This window comes from Proteus vulgaris (genome assembly GCF_023100685.1).
Classification (GTDB): domain Bacteria; phylum Pseudomonadota; class Gammaproteobacteria; order Enterobacterales; family Enterobacteriaceae; genus Proteus.
Map to the genome: position 1 here is coordinate 2,504,760 of NZ_CP090064.1, position 21,976 is coordinate 2,526,735.

A 21,976-nucleotide genomic window follows, 5' to 3' on the forward strand; every position below is an offset into this window, starting at 1 on the left:
TAATAAATAGCATATCCCTTACGTTATGTAAGGGATATTAAACTCTAAATTAATTTATTCATCTATAGTTTATAAAGTTCTTTTCTGATATTTATCAGCGCTAATTTTGCTGATTGATAATTAATTTCTTCTGGTAAACAACTTAATTTAAATGCGTTTTGAATATCTCTTATCAGCGTTTTGCTACGCAGTAATAATTCATCATAACTAAATTGACCTGCTTTAATTGCTAATAGTTCATCTCTATTATCACGCCAAACTTTTACTTTACTTTCTTGTGCAATCCCTAAAGCAACATACAACAATCTAAATGTATGCATCATATTTTTGCTATCGTAACTTCGCCCGTGATCAATATTTTGCTGGTAACGTGCATCATTACGTTGTTCAACCCACTGCCAGTAATCATGATATTGCTTACGGTATGCGCTATACCCTTCCTTATTAAAACTCAAGTAACCTTGCACTTTAGCTTCTTTAGGAATACTGCTTAACAATACATCATTGGCATTCTCTTTTTTAATGATCCCCTGAAAAAGAGAAGTATCATCATAATACATCGCATATAAATCTTGAGCATGAGCTAATTTAGCTAACCCTAGTTGCTCTTGTTTCCAGTGGCGACTATCTAACCAAGAATTAACTTGTATCGTTTTTCCACCTTCAATCACATAACAAAAATCTAGAATAGTCTTTAATTGCTTTTCGACTGGATTGACGATCTTTTTATTTAATCCTTGAGATTTCTTGATTTGTCCTTCCGCGTAATGAACAAATGTTTGAATGCAGGTTTTAGATAAAAACCACTCCGGCTTTATTAATGACATTAATGGGTGTCGATAAATAACGACTTGTTCTGGTGAATTCAATAATTCTAAAATATTTGGATTCGAAGCACATAACAATTCAATAAATCGGCCAAGCTCATAATAAACTATATCATTGGTTTTATTGCTAACTTGTGGTGTGTACTCCAATCCGTAGAAAAGATCTTTAGGGAGATAAAACACACCTTTAATATCTGTATCAGATGTTTCTGTCGCAAGATTATGTGAACGGCTTCCCGCAATGCTTTCAAATAAAAGGTAAGGCTTTATATCTTCAATTGTCAGTTTCATCTAATTTTTTCCTAAACCAATTATTTAAAACATCATTATCTGGTATTTCTCGCTTTGCTAATTGCACATCTGTTTCTTGCCATAAAAAAAAGATTAGATGTTGCATTGTTTCCGTTGGTACCCAAGTAAAATGCTCATCTTTATCTGATTTAAATTCTACTAATTCGTGGATAACTTTTTGTTCTTCAACAGATAAGATTTTTATCAATTTATTTAGCTCCATAGGTGGGATATCACCTGTTTTTACTGTCCAATAAGCCGACAGCAAAGAGCGTAATAGATAGAACCATTTTTTTAATTTTATAGGTTTTGCATCAGCTTCATTTCTTGTTTTATCTTCTGGAAAATAGCCACTCACAACTTTAGCTATCCCTCTATAATGATGAACAATTACTTTTGGCTGGTAATAGAGCTTTGCCAGTTCAAACAACTCTTTTTGAACATTAGGATATTGTTGATAAATTATTGGTGATTGAAGCCATTCTAATAATATACAGTTCGATTTCCGTAATAGGTGTAGTCCTTTGGTAATATCCCAAGCACCGACATCAAACCAGCTATTTTCTATCCATTCGAAAGTCTCTTTAGGTTTATCGATAGAAAGATAAGCATTACGCGGGCGTATAAAAATACCTCGTACATCGTAATCACTATTTGTTGAGGAAAATCCCCAAGCTCGACTTCCACTTTCTGCAACATAAAGTAATTTAACTTGATGCTCTTGTTCTATTTGCGGTAATTTTTTTAATATCTCATTATGCATGATGTCCTTATCTCCTTATTTTTGACTTTTTTCACTAATTTACATCTCAACACTAATATTCTATGGTTATAACACAGACATAAGCCAATACAAACTTAGTCAAATTCTCATTTTACCCATGTGTAATTAGGTGGTTTATAAATTAAAATGATAACCTCACAACAAGCACAAGATATCGTTCTTAATCACTGTCATTCATCACCTTGTGGTGAACAATTTGCTATTTATTTTTGTGAGTTATCGCCTAAACAAGATTTTTGGATAATCCGTTGTAACTCTGAACGTTATGTAATTTATAATCAATTAGAATATTGTTATGTTGGTGTGAATGCCTATTTAGTGGATACCTCTACGGGTAAAATTGATATCGTTGGTAGTGGAGAAAGTGTTGAGGATTTTCTGCAAGATATTTACGATGCCCAAACTGCATGTGGTCAATTTTATCTTCTTCGCCCTACTTTTTCCAAAGAAAATAAAATCTCATTACTTCATTTAAAACAATGGATAGGATGCGGATATATTTATGCTATAAATTTACTTACTATTAATAAAAATTGGTTTACTGGTAAACGCCGTTATTTACAACATATGCAAACATTATTAGATAAAAGGGATATTAAAACTGAGATTATTTTAGCGGATAATATCGATGGAATAGTTGTTATTAATAACAATACATGGTTTGAAGAAGATATTAGAAAAGAATTAAGGAAGCTTGTTGGGGGTGGGAGTTCATACTAATGAATTTAATCACTATTCTTCCTGTTATATTAAACTTATTGGAGTGCAGTAATTGCCATTTACCCGATATAGCAAGATTTTGTTGAGTCAGTGCAAACATTAATAAAAAAATCATTGAGCAACCTTTAAATCAGATGCAAATTACTATAGATAAAAATAACCAAAGTGGTTACACTTGGATTCAAAATATCCTTTTATGGTTTTATCTATTGGAGTTCTCTATGAATACTAACGATGTAAGAAGCATTGCTGAAATTAGAAGAGACAATCTGATCTATATTATTGAACGCTACTACAACGGCAAACAAAAACTACTTGCTGATGCGTTAGGTGTAGCACCAAGTATGATCTCTCGTTACCTATCACCAAAAGGTTTAAAAAGCCACCGCGAACTCACCGATCCAATGTCACGCAAAGTTGAATATGTAACTAGAATTAGCAAATATTGGATGGATGTAGACCATTTAAAAGAAGGTCATGCGGGATCAGAAAAAGAAGAATATATTCCAACAGAAATTGGCAAGATACTCTCAGATAACATCACAACATTCATGTTAAACGATGGTATCAAGTCAAGAGTTAAACTCTCTGTTGACTCTGGTCTTGCGCAATCAACGGTTAACCGCATTATTAATTGTGAAGCCAGTGCGACCGCTGAAAGTATTGATGCTATAGCTAAAGCAATGGATCGCCAAGCTTATGAATTATTAATTCCTAAAAATGATAAAGGCGCTATTAATTACGATAGAAAAGCCTATTCTAAATTACCTTTAAGTGAGCAAATATCAATTCAAAACTTTATTGAATTTATTATTCATAAAAATAATCCTATCACTAATGAATAGAAATATACAAAAAAGCCACCAGTAACTTACTGATGGCTCTTGGTTTTTTAACCTTTATCAACTATTGCTGATAAATGGTATTTTATTCCCACTCGATTGTTGCTGGTGGCTTACCGCTAATATCATAAACAACACGGGAAATTCCGCCTACTTCATTGATAATGCGGTTAGAAACACGACCTAAGAAGTCATACGGCAAATGTGCCCAATGCGCAGTCATAAAGTCCACAGTTTCAACTGCACGTAATGAAACAACCCAGTCATATTTACGACCATCACCCATAACACCGACTGAACGCACAGGTAAGAATACGGTAAATGCTTGGCTTACTTTGTTATATAAGTCAGCTTTATGTAGTTCTTCAATAAAGATAGCATCAGCACGGCGTAATAAATCACAGTACTCTTTTTTGATCTCACCTAAAACACGAACCCCTAAACCAGGGCCTGGGAATGGATGACGATAAAGCATATCGTAAGGTAAACCTAACTCTAGGCCAATTTTACGTACTTCATCTTTAAACAGCTCTTTTAATGGTTCAACTAAACCCAGTTTCATGTCATCAGGTAAACCGCCCACATTATGGTGTGATTTAATCACATGGGCTTTACCTGTTGCTGATGCGGCTGATTCAATTACATCTGGGTAAATAGTTCCTTGTGCTAACCATTTAACTTGTGGCTGTTTAAGTGCTTCTTCATCGAAAATTTCAATAAAAGAATGACCAATGATTTTACGTTTTTTCTCTGGATCGTTTTCGCCTTTCAGTGCAGTTAAGAAACGTTCTTCCGCTTCAACATGGATAATATTTAGGTCAAATTTACCTTTAAACATTTCCATGACTTGCTCTGCTTCATTTAGACGCAATAAGCCGTTATCAACAAATACGCAGGTTAAACGCTTACCAATTGCACGGTTTAACAATAATGCAGTTACTGATGAGTCAACACCGCCTGATAACGCTAAAATAACGTGATCATCACCAATTTGCTCTTTTAAACGAGCAACTGTGTCTTCAATAATTGCGGCAGAAGTCCACAACGCATCACAACCACAGATATCTAAAACAAAACGTTTTAAAATCGCTAAACCTTGGTGAGTATGTGTTACTTCTGGATGGAATTGAACGCCATAGAAGCGTTTTTCTTCATTGGCCATAATAGCAAACGGGCAGGTTTCAGTGCTTGCTACTGTGATAAAATCTGAAGGGATAGCGGTTACTTTGTCGCCATGGCTCATCCATACATCTAATAATGGTTTGCCATCTTCACTTACTGAATCTTGAATATCGCGGAATAACGCACAAGTCTCACGAATTTCAACTTGTGAATAACCAAATTCACGCTCACCAGAAACTTCGACATCGCCACCTAATTGCATCGACATCGTTTGCATGCCATAGCAAATACCTAATACAGGAACGCCGGCATTAAATACGTATTCTGGTGCTCGAGGGCTGTTATCTTCTGTCGTACTTTCAGGACCACCAGACAAAATAATACCATTAGGATTAAATTCACGAATTTGCTCTTCGGTTACATCCCATGCCCAGAGTTCACAATAAACACCGATTTCACGAATACGACGAGCTATAAGCTGCGTATACTGTGAACCGAAATCAAGGATAAGAATGCGATGATTATGGATATTTGCTGTCATTTGTGGTGAATTCCAAAACAGATAAAGTCATAAAGTTGAAAGGCTTGCTCTGTATTATTACCACAAGCCTTTCTCGGAATAAATTACATACCTAAGCGATAATTAGGTGATTCTTTTGTGATAGTAACATCATGAACATGGCTTTCCTGAATACCCGCACCACTGATGCGAACAAATTCAGCTTTAGTATTTAATTCTTTAATAGTTGCGCAACCTGTTAAGCCCATGCATGAACGTAAACCACCCATTTGTTGGTGAACGATGGTTTTCAATAAGCCTTTATAAGCAACACGGCCTTCAATACCTTCTGGTACTAATTTGTCTGCGGCATTATCAGTTTGGAAATAACGGTCTGATGAACCTTTAGACATTGCACCTAATGAACCCATACCACGGTATGATTTATAAGAGCGACCTTGGAACAGTTCAATTTCACCTGGGGATTCTTCAGTACCTGCAAACATTGAACCAACCATAACGCAAGCCGCGCCCGCTGCTAATGCTTTCGCAATATCACCAGAGAAGCGAATACCACCATCAGCAATAACAGGAATATTGCGATCTTTTAGTGCTTCTACCGCATCTGCAATAGCGGTAATTTGCGGTACACCAACGCCTGTTACGATACGTGTTGTACAAATTGAGCCTGGGCCGATACCTACTTTAACCGCGCTTACACCAGCATCCGCTAATGCTAAAGCACCTTCTGCGGTTGCAACATTACCACCAATAATAGGTAAGTTAGGATATAAAGCACGAGTATCACGAATGCGTTGTAGTACGCCTTCAGAATGACCGTGAGAAGAGTCAATAAGTAAAACATCAACGCCAGCAGCAACTAATGCAGCCACGCGCTCTTCATTACCTGCACCCGCACCAACAGCTGCACCAACACGTAAACGACCATGTTCGTCTTTACAAGCATTAGGTTTGCGTTCTGCTTTTTTGAAGTCTTTTACTGTGATCATACCTTTCAGGTGGAAGTGGTTATCAACCACTAACGCTTTTTCTACACGTTTTTCATGCATTTTTTGCATAACGATATCGCGTGCTTCACCTTCTTGTACTGTCACTAAGCGTTCTTTAGGTGTCATTACCGCAGTAACAGGTTGGTCTAAATCAGTCACAAAACGAACATCACGGCCGGTAATAATACCAACTAATTCGTTATCATTAGTCACAACAGGATAACCCGCAAAGCCATTGCGTTCAGTCATTGCTTGAACTTCACGTAAAGAAGTTTCTGGTGTTACGGTGATAGGATCAGTGACAACACCACTTTCATGTTTTTTCACGCGGCGAACTTCTTCAGCTTGGCGTTCAATAGACATGTTTTTGTGGATAAAACCAATTCCACCTTCTTGAGCTAATGCGATAGCTAAAGGCGCTTCAGTCACAGTATCCATTGCAGCAGAAAGCATAGGAACATTTAGGCGGATTGTTTCAGTCAGTTGAGTAGACAAGTCGGCAGTATTAGGAAGAACAGTGGAGTGTGCAGGAACTAACAAAACATCATCAAATGTAAGTGCTTCTTTTTTAATTCGTAACATAGCAATATCTCACCAAGGCGGCTTTTAGGAAATAGAAAATATTGCCGCGGAATTATACACACCGTAATCGGTTGCTTCTAGCTTTTTTTCAAAATTTTTATTGATCCTGCCGCGAACTTAGGTAGTATCAATCAATTAAGTCTTTGTTTTAAAATTTGATCTGGCTCACATGACACTACCAATAAACAATAATATTTTTACTGTTAGCCGTCTAAATAAGACCGTTCGCCAATTATTAGAAATGGAAATGGGTCGCATTTGGATCAGCGCTGAAATTTCCAATTTTACTCAACCCTCTTCTGGTCACTGGTATTTTACGTTAAAAGATACTAACGCCCAAATTAGAGCTGCGATGTTTCGTGGACAAAATAGCAAAGTCACTTTCCGTCCTCAACACGGTCAGCAAGTCTTAGTGCGAGCAACAATCACATTGTATGAGCCACGAGGTGATTACCAATTGATTGTTGAGAGTATGCAACCTGCTGGTGACGGGCTTTTACAACAACAGTTTGAGCTATTAAAACAAAAACTTAGTGCAGAAGGTTTATTTGATGCTATTCATAAAAATCCCCTGCCATCACCTGCAAAACAAATTGGTGTTATCACTTCCTCAACAGGCGCTGCGCTGCACGACATTTTAAATATTCTTCGTCGTCGTGATCCCTCTTTACCCGTACTTATCTATCCAACTGCCGTTCAAGGCGCTGAAGCACCTATGCAAATTGTTCGTGCTATTGAACTTGCTAACCGCCGTAAAGAGTGTGACGTCTTAATTGTTGGCCGTGGCGGTGGTTCATTAGAAGATCTCTGGGCATTTAATGATGAACGCGTTGCCCGTGCTATTTTTGCCAGTGAAATTCCTATTGTAAGTGCGGTTGGTCATGAAACTGATGTAACCATAGCTGATTTTATTGCTGACCTTAGGGCGCCAACACCTTCTGCAGCGGCAGAACTAATCAGCCGTAACAAGCTTGAGCTATTGCGCCAATTGCAATCACAACAACAACGCCTTGAAATGGCAATGGATTACTACTTAGCGAAAAAATTACGCGCAATAACACAACTTCATCACCGTTTACAGCAACAGCATCCTCATTTACGCCTTGCTCGTCAGCAAAATGTATTGGCTTCAACACAACAGCGTTTAGTTTCTAGTTTTCAGCGATTATTACAAGCCAAACAACATCAACAAACACAACTACAAAAACGCCTTAATTACCAAGAACCTAGTTCCCAAATTCAAACATTACTTCGTCAACAACAGCTGCTGATTTACCGTATGCGAGAAAGTATTGCACAACAGCTATCTCGTCAACGTGAACAGTTCGCTATTAGTTGTTCTCGTTTAGAAAGTGTGAGCCCTCTCGCAACACTTTCTCGTGGTTACAGTATTAGCGAAACAGAGTCTGGAGAAGTGCTGAAAAACACTAAACAAGTGAAAGTGGGCGATCCATTAAAAACACGTGTTGAAGATGGTTGGATCACCAGTGAAGTGGTGAAAACACAAAAGATAAGAGCAAAACGCAAAGCAACTGCTAAAAATAACGATTAGGTCAAATCAAGTAATTTAAGATTTATATAAATACAAAAGAAAACGGCATCCAAATAATATTGGTGCCGTTTTTTATTATTTATATTTTAAGATAATCATTACATTATATTAAAAACGCACCTCTCCTGCAAAAAGGTAGCTTCGTCCTCGAGCAGTTTGAGTATTACTTCCTGGATCTTGCATCATTGGCGCTGAATTACTTCTATCAAGCGCATTAGAATAGTTTTTATTCATTAAATTATGTACTGCGAATTTCAAAGAAATATTTTTATTAATTTTGTAATTACTATAAAGATCAATAACGGTTGGAATATTATCTTGTTGCACCATAGGGACTTTACCCGTATCAAAATCAACACCTTCAGGTGAAGATTTACGTGATTTACCTGTGATTTGGATCACTGTTCCTAGTTCTAATGACTGATCATCAAAGAAGCGGACACCTGTATCAATCGAGGCATAATATTTTGGTAATTCAGAAGCCGGCGTTTGCCCAAAATCAGTACTGGCGATTGAGGTCGGCTGTGATGTGCGCTGATCGCTATAAGCAAGGGTTGCGTAAAACACGCCCGCATCATAATTGGCTTGAAGCTCATAACCGCGCAAAGTTACAGGCTCAAGGCTATTGGTATACAGAAAAATATTGCCGTCATATTCTATGCCTGCATAATCTTCATCCGTTAAAGAACCGTCATTTTTACAACGTACGCCACCGTTACATACAAAATAAGAATTACTAGAGATGTAATCTTTAATTTTTGTGTGATACCACAATCCTTTAAATCGTAAGCTGTCGCCTTCAATAATTAAATCTGGGCGATAACTATTGAAACCAATTTGAACGGTATCTGCCTTTTCACTTTTCAAAAATGGATTCATTGAAGCGCCACCTTCATTGGCAAAGAAGATCTCTTGCGATGTTGGTGCTCTCATTGTTTGAGCATAGCTGACAAACGGCTGAAATTCAGGAATAATTTCAGCCGAAAGTAGCATTCCTGGATCCCAATTTCTATCATGACGATTAACATTCATTTCACCTTCAGGGAAGCAGGCAGCGGTTGGATCACAAGCAGGTTTACGCCCTTTAATATGATAATCCACATAATTTAAATTTAGGTCGAGAGTATAAATATCGTATTCAAATTTCATTTGTGAAAAGAAACTGGTTAAATCATTTTTTCCTTGAGGTGCAAAAGAGTTATATTCAACCATGTTTTGTGATTGCCAAGGATCAGTAGAAGGCGCAATAACACTACGTTTATATTCTGTTGACATTAATTTAGAGCCAAGCGTTAATGCCATATCTAATTCACCATAATTAAAGCGACTGGTATTTTTCGCCACTAATGAATCAGATATATTTTTGGCATTCGCTTCTCGTAAACTCACAAGAGAATCACCCTCAAATTTTTGTGATGCTTGGCTGTGACTAAGCAGAACTTCACTATCAAATAAATCATTTAATGGTGTATAGCGATATTTTGCATAATAATCTTTGGCATCAATTTTGCGACGATTAAAATTGTTGTTATAAAAACGACCACTTAATTCTAATTCATGTGAATCATTGGGTTTAATATTTATTTTAGTCAATTCTGAGTGTGGTCTTTGATTAAATTCTTTACTTGTCGCAAATTCTTCACTATTAAAACCTGCACCATTTTTATAAGAAGACTCTATTTTGTGTCCACTTAATGCAAGCATTGCACCAACAGTACCATTATCATTAAATAATGAACGTTGCCCTGCAAAGGCGACCATGCCGTTATAACCTAAACCGTTTGTACCACCAGAGGCTTTACTTCTTACTCCCCATGAATTCCCTTCAAATAAAACATCCTCGACACCAATTGTTTTAAAATTAGCGCTACCGGCTAAAGCATTGATGCTATTTTCACCATCTTGTTGACCGCGAGAAATATCAATTTTAATAATAAAATTCGGATCAATCATCGTATTAAATTGATTATAAGGTTGTGCACCATGAGCATATTGACTAGGTGATGTGCTATACATCGTTTGTGTGACACCATCCACCATCATATTAACGCGACCAAAACCACTAAGCCCGCGAATATTGACACTAACACCAGGTTGGCTTACATCCATTTGAGTATACGTACCTGGCGTTGAGCGTAATGTTTGTTCAACTGATTCGAGATTATTAATTTCACCAATAGAGCTATAAGCACCGGGTTTTCCCAATGCTTTTTGTTCTGGTGTTTCTTTTTGTGCTGATGAGACTTTTAAACTACTAAATTGAACTGCTTTATCTGTTTCAGATGCGATGACAAGATGATTAACACCCGAAAATAATATAAGAGTGCTAAGTATTTTCCTTGTAAATTTCATAATAAACCTATTCTTTATTTTTATTTAAATAGGCTCACTTTGCTTTATATAAAAAACAAAAAATAAGAAATAATATTATTATTGTTATATAAACTTAAATAATAGCACTGCCTCTCTTAAAGAGAGACAGGCTGATTTTATTAAATTTATTTGTTATTACATACTAATCTAGTTAATATTTTGAGCTTTAAAATAAACTTTCGGTTGTTCTAACATCAGAATAAAAGCATATTCTTTTGCAGTATCACGTAAACGATTAAAACGTCCTGATTTACCGCCGTGTCCTGCACTCATATTAGTATCAAGTAATAATAGATTATTATCCGTTTTTAATTCACGTAATTTAGCAACCCACTTTGCAGGCTCCCAATATTGTACTTGTGAATCATGTAATCCTGTAGTGACTAATAAATGAGGATAAGCCTTAGCAACAACATTATCGTATGGGCTATATGATTTTAAGCGGAAATAAACGTCTTTATCAGCAGGATTTCCCCACTCTTCATATTCCCCTGTCGTTAATGGAATTGAAGCGTCGAGCATTGTTGTCACAACATCAACAAATGGAACTTGAGATACAACACCACGGTATAATTCTGGTGCCATATTCACAACAGCGCCCATTAATAAACCACCGGCACTACCACCCATTGCGTAAACATGTTTAGGTGCTCCGTAACCTTCGGCAATTAGATATTTAGTGGCATCAATAAAGTCAGTAAAAGTATTAACTTTATGTTCCATTTTACCTTGGTTGTACCAACGTTTACCTAATTCACCACCACCACGTACGTGAACAATCGCATAGACAAAACCTCTATCTAACAAACTTAAACGAGGTGAGCTAAATGATGGATCAATGCTACTACCGTAAGAGCCATAACCATAAATTAAGATAGGATTTTCGCCTTTCTTAAATAAGTCTTTGCGATAAACCAATGATACGGGAACTTCAACACCATCTTGTGCTTTTACCCAAATGCGCTCACTTTCATACAAATCACGTTCAAAGCCTTTCACTTCTTGTTGTTTAAGCAGTTGCTTTTGATGTGTTTGCATATTCCATTGATAAGTTGAAGATGGTGTTGTCATGGATGTATAACCAAAGCGAAGCTCTTCACTATCTGCTTGAGGATTAAATCCTAACCATGCCATATAAACAGGATCGTCAAACGTGACATTAGTTGATTGACCTGTTTTCCAATCAATTTGGCGTAATGACACTAGGCCTTGTTTTCTTTCTTCCACAACCAACCAGCGATTAAACAGATCAAAACCTTCTAAATCGACATCTTTTTGTGGCGCAATGACGGTTTTCCAAGGTTTATCGATTGATGCTGTTTTATAAAGACCAAACAATTCACTCTCATGATTCGAACGAATATAAAATTCACCATTAAAATGGTCGATATCATATTCGCGCCCTTCTTGACGTGCAGAGAAGATAACCATCGGTTTTTCTGGTGCATTCGCATCAATTAAGCGAGACTCTGAGGTTGTTGAACTTTCAATAGAGACAAGAATGTAATCTTCAGATTTGCTTTTACCCATCCATGTATAAAAGCGATCGTCGTTTTCTTCAAAGATTTTGACGTCTTGTTTGCGATCAGTGCCATATTGATGGCGATAAATTTGATAAGGTAGTAGCGTTTGCGGATCTTTATCAACATAAAATAGTGTTTTGCTATCATTTGCCCACACTAAGTTTGCTGAGATATTGGTTAACACATTCTCTTTCCATGTGTTATCTGACAAATCTTTATAGGCAACATTATAGTTTCTGCGCCCTTCTTTATCTTCAGTAATCGCTATACGTTTGTTATCTGGGCTGATAGTCAGATCACCTAATTGATAAAACTCATGTCCTTTAGCACGTTCGTTTCCATCAACCAGAACTTCCCATTCACTCTCGCTATTAACTGGCTTACGCTGATAAATAGGGAAATCTTTACCTTCTTGGTAAATAGTACGATAAGTATAGCCATTATAAATGTAAGGCACTGACTCATCATTTTGAGCCATGCGGCTCACCATTTCATTAAAGAGTGTTTCTTCTAATGCCTTACCTTCTTTCATTACAGATTCGGTATAGGCGTTTTCAGCATTAAGATAATCAAGCACTTTAGGATCTTGGCGTGAATCATCTCTTAGCCAATAATAATTATCGGTACGTGCATCGCCATGTTCTATCATCACATGAGGCACTTTGTTCGCTTTTGGTGGCGTCACTAGGGAGTCCTTTTGATTTTGAGCCAATGCAGGTGTTGTTGAAATTAACAAAGCCATGATCGCACTCGTTAATTGCAACGTCATCCGTTTTTTTGTTGCGACTAGCATAACGTTTTATTTCCTTTTTAACCTGTCGTTAGAACGTTAGTGTAGAAAACTCAATTGGCATTTCAACCATTATTTTACCTTTCGACAATAACTCCATTGGCGGTATCGGTAAGGGCTCAGCGCGTTTGAGTACTCTTTGTGCTTCTCTATCTAAAGAACGCACACCACTACTGAGAATTAATTCACTCGATATGACATAACCTTGTTCATCAACAATAAAGCGCACTTTAGAAATCCCCGTTCTACCTTTGCTTTTTGCTTCTTCAGGATAGGCTTTATAGCGATTAAGGTGTCCTTTTGTTTTAGCTTGCCATAATGCTAATGCGCTTTCTGAACTATCCGAATCACTGTCATAATTTGCACTAACATCATTAGATTGCTGTCTCGCCGCGGAGCGACTACTTGAAGGTGCTGATTGGCTAGACACATTTTCACTCATAATCGGTGCAGGTTTTACAGGAGAGGTAACAGGAGTTACTTTAGCCGTTTGCTCTACATTGACCCTTTTTTTGGGTTTTTCGATCAAAATTTCAGCATTTTCATTCACAATAAGATCAGGCTGCTTTTCAGCAATATCTTGCTCTACCTTTTTTTGGCTTGCCACTGCCAGTTGTTGATCGACCCCTACAACCTGTTTTTCATCACTGAGCGCTTGTACATTTTCACTTAAGCTCATCATTACAGCTAATTCAGGCTCTTGTATTAATACCGTATTTTCTTTATTGAGAAAAAAATAAGCCATGACAAAAACAGCGTGTACACCGATAGCCAAAATTAACGCTTTAGAACTGCAAAGCTGAAATTTTGGCATTTGATCCATACAAGAGGAAATAAGCATAATTGTGTTATCAATAAATTAAGGTAATGCGACAGGTGTTATCCAAAGATAATCGGCATGAACTGGAGTGATATCACTTCCCTCTTCCGTCATTATCACGACTGTCACGTTTTCATTCGGCGCTAAATCAGCAACGTGTAAAGGTACACCCATTATTTTTGTGGCATGAAAAGAGCCGGCAATTAAAAGTGCAGGCGTAGGAGCATCCAATAAACTTTTCGCCATTGCACGATCTCGCAATTGCTGAATAACCGTCATTTTTTCTGCTTGTGTTTTATCAAGCGCATCGCCATGAGAAAGTTCGATTGTTTTTTGAATAAGTTGACGAACAGATGCATCAGTTGAATGTACACCTTCAATAATAGGCGGATTTTTATACGCACTAGATATTTCACTGCGATCAATATTGGCAGCTAATAAAGGATAATCAGCGCTTAGCCCTGCTTTAACAATATTGCCATACCATTTCCAAGGCCAGCCTGAATTCCATTTTAATGCCGCCATTAGGCGTTCATCCCGTAGATATTCAGAACCTGAATAACGTTTCTTTGTATTATCAACTAAGGATTGCTGGCTTGGTGTTAACATCTCGAGTAAAACAGCGCCTTGAGGGCGCTTTTTAGGTAGTTCTGTCATTAACCAATATTCAATATCATGATGATAAGCATTGTCATGTTTTTCACCAATGATCACACGTGATTGGCTTGCTAACCGTGTTAGCAATATATCTGCCGTGATAGATTGCCCAGTTTGAGTATCAATAATGTTTGCCGACTGAATAATTGTCAGATCTACAGTTGATACAGGTTGCTTTTCTATTGAGTGACAAGCTGAAAGACTTATTAATGAAACTAGTAGTAAGATCCTTTTTGATATTGAGAAAAACATAATCGTCCTATTAGTTATATATACCTATTTTAGTTGAGCGCATAGGTTAATGTTGTTACTAATAATTATCAATATCATTCTTATATTTATTTGCATTTAATGCTTTTATATCTATTTCAATGGCATAAAAAAAGCGCCTGATAAAAGGCGCTTTATGTGTAAAACAATTTGATTATTAACAATTAATTTTGCGATTGTGCTTGCGCTTCGACAACAGCTAATGCCACCATATTTACGATACGACGTACTGATGCAATTGGCGTTAAAATATGAGCTGGTTTAGCGACCCCCATTAAAACAGGCCCCACAGTCACACCATCAGAACTAGTTACTCGTAATAAGTTATAACTAATACGTGCCGCTTCCATTGTTGGCATAATAAGTAAATTCGCAGAGCCTTTTAATGGGCTATCAGGCATCACATCACGGCGAATAGACTCTACTAATGCCGCATCAGCATGCATTTCACCATCAATTTCTAATTCAGGTGCGCGTTGTTTGATAATTTCTAACGCTTTTCTGAGTTTAATTGATGATGGACTATCAAAAGAGCCAAAACTTGAGCGAGAAACTAGTGCGGCTTTTGGTTCAATACCAAAGCGACGAATGGTGTCCGCTGCCATGAGAGTAATATCCGCCAGTTGTTCGGCTGTTGGATCTTCATTAACATAAGTATCTGTAATGAAAGTATTACCGCTTGGCAGTAACAGTGCATTCATTGCTCCTGCCGTTTCCATACCTTCACGTAAACCAAACACATTTTTATAGATTTCGAAGTGCTCTGCATAGCTCCCTACTGTACCGCAAATCAAGCCATCCGCTTCACCTCTACGCACCATAATGGCACCTATAAGCGTTGGATTACCAATCATTGCGCGACGAGCTTGTTCTTGAGAAACACCACGACGTTTCATAATTTGGTGATATTCTTGCCAATATTCTTTGAAACGTGGGTCATTTTCATTGTTCACTACTTCAAAATCTTTGCCCGCTTGAATATGTAAACCTAGTTTTTGAATACGCATCTCAATTACACTAGGGCGACCAATTAAGATTGGAGTTGCTAAACCTAATGTAACGAGTTCTTGTGTGGCATGTAATACGCGGTTTTCTTCACCTTCAGCTAACACAATGCGTTTTTTCTCTTTTTTCGCTTGAGAGAAAATAGGTTTCATAAATAAGTTAGTTTTATAAACAAACTCATTAAGATGTTCGATATAAACCGAGAAATCTTCAATTGGGCGTGTTGCAACACCCGAATCCATTGCCGCTTTTGCAACTGCTGGTGCAATTTTTACAATTAAGCGTGGATCAAACGGTTTTGGAATAATGTACTCTGGACCAAAAGAGAGCTCTTGATCACCATACGCTGAAGCGACTTCTTCGTTTTGCTCTGCCAGTGCAAGCTCTGCAATAGCATGTACACACGCGAGTTTCATCTCTTCATTAATCGCAGTCGCACCAACGTCTAAGGCGCCACGGAAAATGAATGGGAAACACAATACGTTATTAACCTGATTTGGGTAGTCCGAACGACCTGTACAGATGATCGCATCAGAACGTACCGCTTTTGCTAGTGGTGGTAAAATTTCAGGCTCTGGATTTGCAAGCGCAAGAATAAGTGGATCACGCGCCATTTTTTTAACCATTTCTTGTGTTAATACACCAGGCCCTGAACAACCTAAGAAAATATCAGCATTATTAATAACATCATCTAATGTGCGCGTACCATTGTCTTCAATCGCATAGGCAGCTTTGGTTTCTGCCATATTAGCTTCACGACCACGGTAGATAACTCCTTTTGAGTCACATACTGTGATATTTTCACGTGTTAGCCCTAAAGCGACTAATAGATTCATACAAGCGATGGAAGCTGCACCTGCTCCTGATACCACTAATTTTACTTTACTGATATCTTTTCGAATAATGCGTAAACCATTGAGGATCGCCGCGGTTGAGATAATTGCTGTACCATGTTGATCATCATGGAAAACAGGGATATTCATTCTCTCGCGCAATTTTTTCTCAATGTAGAAACACTCTGGTGCTTTAATATCTTCGAGGTTAATACCACCAAAAGTAGGTTCTAATGAAGCAATAATATCAACAAGTTTATCAGGGTCCGTTTCATTAACTTCAATGTCAAAAACATCAACACCAGAAAACTTCTTAAACAAAACGCCTTTACCTTCCATTACAGGCTTACCGGCTAAGGCCCCAATATTTCCAAGTCCAAGCACTGCTGTACCATTTGAAATCACCCCAACAAGGTTACCTTTAGCGGTATAGCGATAAGCAGCAAGAGGATCAGCTGCAATTTCTAAACAAGGTGCTGCAACACCCGGCGAATAAGCTAATGCTAAGTCACGTTGGGTAATTAACGGTTTTGTAGGTGTTACTGTGATTTTGCCTGGTACGGGAAATTCATGAAAATCTAGAGCGCTTTGTTTTAATTTGTCTTCCATCTTCATATCCTTTGTATCAATAGGGTAAGGGCTTCGTTAGTATAATGGTAATGGAGCGTTAAATCATGACGGCTCCGACACTTTTTTCAATTTAGTAAGCTAGAACACACTGATCTTTTTTGCTGATTTTTATCGCTACAAAAGCTTATAAAACGACCTACTCAGCTCTTTTAGGCATTGAATGATATTAATAGTGATCACTTAAAATAAAAACAACCATAAAAAACAGCCCTCTGGGTTCGATTAAAAGGCGTTTTACTCATTTTAATGCGAATAAAAACTGACCATCAAAGGTCAACACACTCTAAATTTGTTATATACAATTAATACCTAGTTATAGGTATATTATTAACGTCATTTAATTTTCCCCACTGTAATAAACTCGAACAGAAAAAAGACAATATTTGTTTATTATTTATCAGATATTAAATTAACATTTAAAATAATTAAATTTTTTATATTGTTTAAAAAAACAATAACTATTTTCGCTTGTTGATTATTTTTTAAATAGGCTCATTTCTATACAACTCATTGTAACTATAAAGATTTTATAGAATTAGATTTTTTGTTAGGCGTTTTGGTTATTTTCTTTTTTACCCGTAACAATAATTGGTGTAATATTGCCAACCGTCAATTTTATTTTCTTATTGTTTTAATAAGATGTCTGATTCTAATTTTTATTCCTCATTTGGAATTTACTTTTTTATTTTCTACTTTTGGAAAGATTACGCACATTATTATTTTTTTTTAGGGAGAGGGGTTATGCCTAGCTACTCAATTATGATAGTGGATGATCACCCTATCATGAGATATGGATTACGGCTATTGTTAGAAAAAGACAAGGATTTTGTCGTAGTAAGCGAAAGTGGCAATGTTCAAGAGGCTGTAACCGCTGCAAAACAATTAAATCCAGATTTAATTATGATGGATTTAAATCTACAAGGGCGTTCAGGTATTGATGCTATTCGGACACTTCGACGTTCTGGTTTAACATCTTACGTTCTTGTTTTATCCGTTTCTGATTCACGCAACGATGTTTATGCTGCGTTGGATGCAGGCGCAAACGGTTATCTTTTAAAAGAATGTGAATTAGATATGCTGCTACTAAGCTTGCGTAAAGCGGCTGTTGGGCATCCTGTTTATAGCGAGCGAGTTTGGCAATATATTCAACTTAGACAAAACTATTCTGATCCACTTTCAGCTCTTACGAAAAGAGAACTTGATGTCCTTCATGAAGTGTCAGTTGGTATGAAAAACAAGCAAATTGCTGAAAACTTATTTATTTCTGAAGAAACAGTGAAAGTTCACATTCGTAACATTTTAAAGAAACTGCAAGTTACTTCTCGTTTAGCTGCTAGTCTTATTCTTATTAAGCACCAGTATTAAACGTTTTACCCCGACACTGGGTCGGGGTAATCAGAGTTATTATTGAATATTTGGCTTAAACATGTATTAAGTCATTCATTACTCAATAGGAACAGGGTAACTTAATACTTTAAAATGGTTATCTGGCATTTTTTCAATATTTAACTGATAGAGCTCCCGATTAATTCCATTTATGACAATATCAAGTTCACTAAAAGCGGATTGTATTTCCTCATTAGTTGCCCATGAAGGAATGCCTTTTACACCATAATAGAAATAAATTTTACTTTTACCTGATCCTATCGGTTGGATCTCTTTTATTTGGCTAATAAACAGATGACCATAGCAGAAGTCTTGGTAAGGTTGCCACGCTGTGCGTCCTTTTTCACTGAGATTGAACACCCATTCTTCTCCATTTGCTGTTTGTTCAATTAATCCAGCCTCAACTAATGCATGCATTCTTTCTAACACCCAAGGTGCATCATCTTCATTGCTATATACAGGCCATTTCCCTTCGCCCAAACACAATAAATAATCACTGTTAAAAAAAGCTTCTAAGGCTATTTTATACTCATCAACTTTTTGACTGTCATTTTCTTCATCTGCCCAGCTAAAAGAAGAAAGTAAAAGTAATATAAGACTCAGTGAAATACTTTTCATATTCTCTTTTACCAACGGAAATCTTTATTCGTATTTGTATTACTCTACGCTACACAATTCGTTACACTAACGTGACAGTTTAATATCCGATATATTTTATAATGTAAATAGGATTTTTCACTACAACAAAAGCTGTTATTTTGAAATTGTATAACACTCATTCTCATCAATACTAATATTACGTATTGTCATATAAGGAAAATATCATGTCCACGACAAACCTGACATATACCATGTACGGCATAAAAAATTGCGATACAATCAAAAAAGCACGTAAATGGCTAGATGATAATCATGTTCCTTACGCGTTTCATGATTACCGCAAAGAGGGTTTGACGGAAGCATTATTACGCACCTTTACAGAAAACTTAGATTGGCAGACACTTGTGAATAAAAGAGGAACAACTTGGCGCCAATTATCTGATGAAGAAAAAAATGCAATCACGGATGTTACCTCCGCTATTTCACTGATGTTAGATAAACCCGCTATCATTAAGCGCCCTATTCTTGTCTCATCAGATAACCGCTTTATTGTCGGTTTTAATACCAATGACTATTTGACCTTTACAGGAGCCTAATATTTATGTCCTGTCCTGTTATTGAACTTGCACAACAATTAATTTCACGTCCTTCGATAAGCCCTGACGATCAAGGTTGTCAACAATTGATTATTGATAGGCTAGCTCCTCTTGGTTTTACTATTGAAAGAATGCCTTTTGGTGAAACAGAGAATTTATGGGCTTGCCGTGGTGGTGAGGGCGAGACTCTGGCCTTTGCTGGTCATACAGATGTAGTTCCTACTGGTGATCCTGCATTATGGGAACAACCACCGTTTGAACCGTCAATACGTGATGGCATGCTTTATGGGCGCGGTGCTGCTGATATGAAAGGTTCTCTTGCCGCAATGATTGTTGCCGCAGAACGTTTTGTTCATTCTTATCCTGATCATCGTGGACGGCTGGCTTTTTTAATTACCTCCGATGAAGAAGCAAAAGCAGCAGATGGCACAGTGAAAGTTGTGCAATCTTTGATGTCACGAGGCGAACGTCTCGATTATTGCCTTGTCGGTGAACCTTCAAGCCAACATCAATTAGGTGATATGGTTAAAAATGGCCGTCGTGGCTCAATAACAGCGAATTTATTAATTCAAGGTGTGCAAGGGCATGTCGCTTACCCTCACCTTGCAGAAAATCCTATTCATACTGCATCCCCTTTTATTCAAGAATTAGTCAATACGGTTTGGGATGAAGGCAACGAATTTTTCCCAGCAACAACCATGCAGATTGCCAATATTCATGCAGGTACTGGCAGTAATAATGTTATTCCTGGTGAGTTGTTTATCCAATTTAATTTCCGTTTTAGCACCGCAATTACTGATGAAGAAATTCGTCAACGTACAGAAGCTTTATTGCAAAAACACCAACTTAGTTATCATTTAGAATGGTCTTTATCAGGTCAACCTTTTATTACTGGTCAAGGTAAATTGCTTGAAGCGGTTCGCTATTCTGTTAAACATTATACCAATTTAGAACCAGAGCTCTCCACCAGTGGAGGCACTTCTGATGGGCGATTTATAGCTCAAATGGGAGCACAAGTTGTTGAGTTAGGCCCTGTGAATGCAACTATTCACAAAGTGAATGAATGTGTCAATGCGGCAGACTTACAGCAACTTAGTCGAATTTATCAGCGAGTGATGGAGCAACTTATTTTATGATAACGCCTCTAATGTTAACGGGTCGTTCTACTGACCATTTGGTCACTTTATCAGGCCAACACCGTTTACAATTTAATGCCACTAAAGCGTTTTTAGCATTACAGCAACAAGCAACAAAAGCAGGTTTTAAATTAATGCCAGCCAGCTCTTTTCGCGATTTTAATCGCCAACTGGCAATATGGAATGGCAAATTTGAAGGAACGCGCCCTGTCTTAGATGCACAAAGCCAACCAATAGATATTCATTCACTATCAGAAGGTGAGCGTTGTACTGCCATTTTAAAATGGTCAGCATTGCCGGGAGCAAGTCGCCACCATTGGGGAACTGAAATTGATATTTATGATCCTTTTCGCTTACCTGAAGGACAATCATTACAGTTAGAGCCTTGGGAGTATGAAGACGGCGGCTATTTTGCAGAGCTTAATGAGTGGTTAACGGAAAATATGTCAGCATATGATTTTTATCGCCCTTTTACTCATAAAGAGAGCGATATTGCTTACGAACCTTGGCATATCAGTTATTGGCCTCTATCTCATGAAGCCTCACTTGCTTACACACCTGAAATTCTTAAATCAGTGTTAGAGGAAGAAGATATTTATGGTAAGCAGTGGTTATTAACGGATCTTGACGAGATATTTTCACGTTATATTGTTTTGCCTGAATAAAATTATTTCTCACATGGGGCTTCTTGTTGATCGTTTACAGGAAGTCTCCACATAAAAATTAATAAACAAACTAGGATCATGAGTAATAATATTCTGACCCATAGCATTGATACTAACCACAGTGAAATCGCAAAAGTAATTAAGATCACTAAGATAGCTTTAGGTTTCGCCCCTTTAGGCATGGCACGATAAGTTTGCCAATAACGTAAATAAGAACCAAACCAAGAACGGTAAAGCAACCAATGATGAAAGCGTGTTGATGAGCGTGAAAAACACCATGCAGCAAGTAATAAAAAAGGTGTTGTGGGTAATACAGGTAAAATAACACCCAGCGTGGCTAATCCAACACATAACCAACCTGCTATAATCAATAATATCCGTTTCATACTGTGCTTTTCCAACTTATGCTGTATTTGGTCATTTTATAGCGTTAAATAAAAAAGATCCTCATTCTCAATAACGA

18 protein-coding genes are annotated in these 21,976 nt (G+C 37.2%); 7 read left to right on the plus strand and 11 right to left on the minus strand.

The window, feature by feature from the left end; genetic code table 11:
* Positions 1–62: 62 nt before the first annotated feature.
* Together LW139_RS12200 and LW139_RS12205 are read right to left on the minus strand one after the other, a co-directional pair.
* Positions 63–1,118 carry a DNA polymerase beta superfamily protein gene (locus LW139_RS12200; RefSeq protein WP_247850006.1) on the minus strand — a complete coding sequence of 352 codons (1,056 nt, stop codon included), beginning with the start codon at positions 1,116–1,118 and terminating at the stop codon, positions 63–65.
* Entirely contained in the window at positions 1,102–1,881 is a 780-nt protein-coding gene (locus LW139_RS12205; RefSeq protein ID WP_247850007.1) for a nucleotidyltransferase domain-containing protein, read from the minus strand. The genes LW139_RS12200 and LW139_RS12205 overlap by 17 nt, the downstream gene beginning before the upstream one ends.
* A 147-nt stretch (positions 1,882–2,028) precedes the next feature.
* On the opposite strand from LW139_RS12205, the gene LW139_RS12210 reads away from it, so the two are divergent.
* Together LW139_RS12210 and LW139_RS12215 are read left to right on the plus strand one after the other, a co-directional pair.
* Positions 2,029–2,622: a hypothetical protein gene (locus tag LW139_RS12210; protein WP_166540543.1), complete on the plus strand. Its 594-nt coding sequence runs from the start codon at positions 2,029–2,031 to the stop codon at positions 2,620–2,622.
* A gap of 221 nt (positions 2,623–2,843) precedes the next feature.
* Positions 2,844–3,467, plus strand: coding sequence for an XRE family transcriptional regulator (locus tag LW139_RS12215; RefSeq protein ID WP_247850008.1), 624 nt, complete (start codon positions 2,844–2,846; stop codon positions 3,465–3,467).
* Between the two features lie 82 nt (positions 3,468–3,549).
* Here LW139_RS12215 and guaA read toward each other — a convergent pair whose 3' ends face one another.
* A complete protein-coding gene (gene guaA / locus LW139_RS12220) occupies positions 3,550–5,127 on the minus strand; it encodes a glutamine-hydrolyzing GMP synthase (RefSeq protein WP_109407702.1) in 1,578 nt (525 codons plus the stop codon).
* 83 nt (positions 5,128–5,210) lie between these two features.
* Complete coding sequence (guaB, locus tag LW139_RS12225) at positions 5,211–6,677, minus strand: IMP dehydrogenase (protein ID WP_109398397.1); 1,467 nt, start codon at positions 6,675–6,677, stop codon at positions 5,211–5,213.
* 169 nt (positions 6,678–6,846) lie between these two features.
* Here guaB and xseA point away from each other — a divergent pair, with 169 nt between their 5' ends.
* A complete protein-coding gene (gene xseA / locus LW139_RS12230; protein WP_166540546.1) occupies positions 6,847–8,229 on the plus strand; it encodes an exodeoxyribonuclease VII large subunit in 1,383 nt (460 codons plus the stop codon).
* Positions 8,230–8,337: 108 nt separating this feature from the next.
* Here xseA and LW139_RS12235 read toward each other — a convergent pair whose 3' ends face one another.
* The 5 genes from LW139_RS12235 to maeB all read right to left on the minus strand — a co-directional run bounded on the left by LW139_RS12235 (position 8,338) and on the right by maeB (position 17,109).
* Positions 8,338–10,581 carry a TonB-dependent receptor gene (locus LW139_RS12235; RefSeq protein WP_247850009.1) on the minus strand — a complete coding sequence of 748 codons (2,244 nt, stop codon included), beginning with the start codon at positions 10,579–10,581 and terminating at the stop codon, positions 8,338–8,340.
* A 168-nt stretch (positions 10,582–10,749) separates the two neighbouring features.
* Positions 10,750–12,918 carry a S9 family peptidase gene (locus tag LW139_RS12240; RefSeq protein ID WP_247850010.1) on the minus strand — a complete coding sequence of 723 codons (2,169 nt, stop codon included), beginning with the start codon at positions 12,916–12,918 and terminating at the stop codon, positions 10,750–10,752.
* A gap of 28 nt (positions 12,919–12,946) precedes the next feature.
* The gene (locus LW139_RS12245; protein WP_247850011.1) at positions 12,947–13,729 is read right to left on the minus strand and encodes an energy transducer TonB family protein; all 783 of its coding nucleotides are present in this window, start codon (positions 13,727–13,729) and stop codon (positions 12,947–12,949) included.
* Positions 13,730–13,774: 45 nt separating this feature from the next.
* Positions 13,775–14,644, minus strand: a complete 870-nt coding sequence (locus tag LW139_RS12250) for a ChaN family lipoprotein (RefSeq protein ID WP_166540550.1) — start codon at positions 14,642–14,644, stop codon at positions 13,775–13,777.
* 182 nt (positions 14,645–14,826) lie between these two features.
* Positions 14,827–17,109: an NADP-dependent oxaloacetate-decarboxylating malate dehydrogenase gene (maeB, locus tag LW139_RS12255; RefSeq protein WP_166540551.1), complete on the minus strand. Its 2,283-nt coding sequence runs from the start codon at positions 17,107–17,109 to the stop codon at positions 14,827–14,829.
* 762 nt (positions 17,110–17,871) lie between these two features.
* Between maeB and LW139_RS12260 the strand changes: the two genes are divergently transcribed.
* On the plus strand, positions 17,872–18,495 hold the full coding sequence (locus tag LW139_RS12260; RefSeq protein WP_166540552.1) for a response regulator: 624 nt from the start codon (positions 17,872–17,874) through the stop codon (positions 18,493–18,495).
* A 78-nt stretch (positions 18,496–18,573) separates the two neighbouring features.
* Here the strand turns inward: LW139_RS12260 and LW139_RS12265 are convergent, their stop codons facing one another.
* The gene (locus tag LW139_RS12265) at positions 18,574–19,134 is read right to left on the minus strand and encodes a hypothetical protein (protein ID WP_109407709.1); all 561 of its coding nucleotides are present in this window, start codon (positions 19,132–19,134) and stop codon (positions 18,574–18,576) included.
* A gap of 206 nt (positions 19,135–19,340) precedes the next feature.
* Between LW139_RS12265 and LW139_RS12270 the strand changes: the two genes are divergently transcribed.
* From LW139_RS12270 to LW139_RS12280, 3 genes are read left to right on the plus strand one after another with little or no spacing between them, the layout of a single operon-like run.
* Complete coding sequence (locus LW139_RS12270) at positions 19,341–19,712, plus strand: ArsC family reductase (RefSeq protein ID WP_072068406.1); 372 nt, start codon at positions 19,341–19,343, stop codon at positions 19,710–19,712.
* A gap of 5 nt (positions 19,713–19,717) precedes the next feature.
* On the plus strand, positions 19,718–20,848 hold the full coding sequence (gene dapE / locus LW139_RS12275; RefSeq protein WP_247850012.1) for a succinyl-diaminopimelate desuccinylase: 1,131 nt from the start codon (positions 19,718–19,720) through the stop codon (positions 20,846–20,848).
* On the plus strand, positions 20,845–21,513 hold the full coding sequence (locus LW139_RS12280; RefSeq protein ID WP_247850013.1) for a M15 family metallopeptidase: 669 nt from the start codon (positions 20,845–20,847) through the stop codon (positions 21,511–21,513). The genes dapE and LW139_RS12280 overlap by 4 nt, the downstream gene beginning before the upstream one ends.
* Positions 21,514–21,515: 2 nt before the next feature.
* Here the strand turns inward: LW139_RS12280 and LW139_RS12285 are convergent, their stop codons facing one another.
* On the minus strand, positions 21,516–21,899 hold the full coding sequence (locus LW139_RS12285; RefSeq protein ID WP_247850014.1) for a DUF454 family protein: 384 nt from the start codon (positions 21,897–21,899) through the stop codon (positions 21,516–21,518).
* Between the last annotated feature and the right edge of the window lie 77 nt (positions 21,900–21,976).

Coding starts and splice junctions, on each gene's coding strand:
- LW139_RS12200 (WP_247850006.1), bottom strand. CDS start 1,118: ATGAAACTGACAATTGAAGATATAAAGCCTTACCTTTTATTTGAAAGC.
- LW139_RS12205 (WP_247850007.1), bottom strand. CDS start 1,881: ATGCATAATGAGATATTAAAAAAATTACCGCAAATAGAACAAGAGCAT.
- LW139_RS12210 (WP_166540543.1), top strand. CDS start 2,029: ATGATAACCTCACAACAAGCACAAGATATCGTTCTTAATCACTGTCAT.
- LW139_RS12215 (WP_247850008.1), top strand. CDS start 2,844: ATGAATACTAACGATGTAAGAAGCATTGCTGAAATTAGAAGAGACAAT.
- guaA (WP_109407702.1), bottom strand. CDS start 5,127: ATGACAGCAAATATCCATAATCATCGCATTCTTATCCTTGATTTCGGT.
- guaB (WP_109398397.1), bottom strand. CDS start 6,677: ATGTTACGAATTAAAAAAGAAGCACTTACATTTGATGATGTTTTGTTA.
- xseA (WP_166540546.1), top strand. CDS start 6,847: ATGACACTACCAATAAACAATAATATTTTTACTGTTAGCCGTCTAAAT.
- LW139_RS12235 (WP_247850009.1), bottom strand. CDS start 10,581: ATGAAATTTACAAGGAAAATACTTAGCACTCTTATATTATTTTCGGGT.
- LW139_RS12240 (WP_247850010.1), bottom strand. CDS start 12,918: ATGCTAGTCGCAACAAAAAAACGGATGACGTTGCAATTAACGAGTGCG.
- LW139_RS12245 (WP_247850011.1), bottom strand. CDS start 13,729: ATGCCAAAATTTCAGCTTTGCAGTTCTAAAGCGTTAATTTTGGCTATC.
- LW139_RS12250 (WP_166540550.1), bottom strand. CDS start 14,644: ATGTTTTTCTCAATATCAAAAAGGATCTTACTACTAGTTTCATTAATA.
- maeB (WP_166540551.1), bottom strand. CDS start 17,109: ATGGAAGACAAATTAAAACAAAGCGCTCTAGATTTTCATGAATTTCCC.
- LW139_RS12260 (WP_166540552.1), top strand. CDS start 17,872: ATGCCTAGCTACTCAATTATGATAGTGGATGATCACCCTATCATGAGA.
- LW139_RS12265 (WP_109407709.1), bottom strand. CDS start 19,134: ATGAAAAGTATTTCACTGAGTCTTATATTACTTTTACTTTCTTCTTTT.
- LW139_RS12270 (WP_072068406.1), top strand. CDS start 19,341: ATGTCCACGACAAACCTGACATATACCATGTACGGCATAAAAAATTGC.
- dapE (WP_247850012.1), top strand. CDS start 19,718: ATGTCCTGTCCTGTTATTGAACTTGCACAACAATTAATTTCACGTCCT.
- LW139_RS12280 (WP_247850013.1), top strand. CDS start 20,845: ATGATAACGCCTCTAATGTTAACGGGTCGTTCTACTGACCATTTGGTC.
- LW139_RS12285 (WP_247850014.1), bottom strand. CDS start 21,899: ATGAAACGGATATTATTGATTATAGCAGGTTGGTTATGTGTTGGATTA.